Raw genomic sequence first — 1,347 nt, 5'->3', positions numbered from 1 at the left:
TTGTCGATCCATTCATCCAGTGCCGCCGAATTCCTGCTGCGCAAGATGCCGTTGAAGCGCATGGCCAAGTCACGCATTATGGCGAACGCTGTCGAGCCCTGCTTCAAAGCATTGACCTTTCTGGTCTGAAGATCTGTCAGCAGGCCGCGCGGTTTTATGCACAAAGCTGCGGCCACCACAGACGAGATCACATGGCCGGTATCAGGATCGCGGACAGGTTCTGAAACATGCACATCTGGAGGCGGGTCGTCGGGTTGGATGTTTTCGGCTTCACGCCACACCTTCAACAGGCGCTCCAGATTGGAACGACTGCCCGTGTAGCCGCGGTTCTTGATATCGTGAAATAGATGGCGCCCAATGCGGTTTCCATTCTTCCAGCATTCAGCCAGAAAAGTTTCAAAATACAACGGCGATGTCGGATTCAATGCTGCCCGGTTTCTGTCTCGAGGTGCGTTAGAAGTGAGCCAATTCGCGATGCTACGGCGCTCGTATCCGGTCCRCCTTGCAATCTCGCTGTAGGTGAGGCCCTGCTGGCGCAAAGCTTGAAGCGTGGCGAATATTTCCTGACGGGATTGTCTGTGCTGCAAGCGGGCTCGGCGGTGTTGTGCCGTAGCGCTGGCGATAGCATCTTCGGAGAGAATGGGTCTAACATGGGCGTGGCCATAAACGCTCATCTGTTCCTTAATCGCCGCCCTGAGATTTTGGACCAGATGAAAACGGTCAGCCACCTGGCGCGCCTGCGGTGCGCCCTCCCGGGCTGCCTGGGCATACAGGCCACAGCGATCTCGGCTAACAACTTCGATCGTCGGACGTTGTTGCAACCATGCTTTCGCGCTCTCAACGCTGCGGTCGTCCAGAACATCGACGACCGATTGACGCTCAAGATCAACCATGATCGTGCCGTACCGCGAGGAATGCCGCCAGCTCCAATCATCAATGCCCACAACCCGAATATTGTCTTCTTGCATGGACGCCGGATTATTGCGCTTCAATTGCCGCAAGATCGTGTCGTCACTGACCGGCATGCCGAGCCGATGCATCAAGTATTCACCCGGGCGACCGCCCATCTTGTGGCCAATCAAGCGTACAATCTCGGCCATCCGTTCAGTTCGTCGCGTGTAGGGTGAAGCAATCTCAGGCAACCTATCGGTGAAGGTTCGTCGCCCGCATTTCCGGTGCCTACACTGCCAACGGTTCAGTGCGAGTTTKATTTTCACAACTTGACCCTGAACAGGCAAGTCCTGGAGGCGGCGGTTGTGCCAGCCGTGCCGGTGCCGGCTTCGCCTTCCGCAATCCGGGCAGATACCGACAGGTTTCGCAGCGGCAGAAACAACCCAGTTTTCTTCA

1 protein-coding gene is annotated in these 1,347 nt (G+C 56.5%); it reads right to left on the bottom strand.

Going from position 1 to position 1,347, the window contains the following annotated elements; all coding sequences use genetic code 11:
• Positions 1 to 1,347, bottom strand: a 1,347-nt coding sequence (locus ACXJ5O_RS27110; RefSeq protein ID WP_457302617.1) for an ISL3 family transposase, incomplete at both ends; no start/stop codon positions are given.

It is taken from the genome of Phyllobacterium sp. P5_D12, assembly GCF_054049495.1.
Note: the sequence above shows the minus strand (reverse complement) of the source record. Positions and strands in the feature narration are given on the sequence as shown.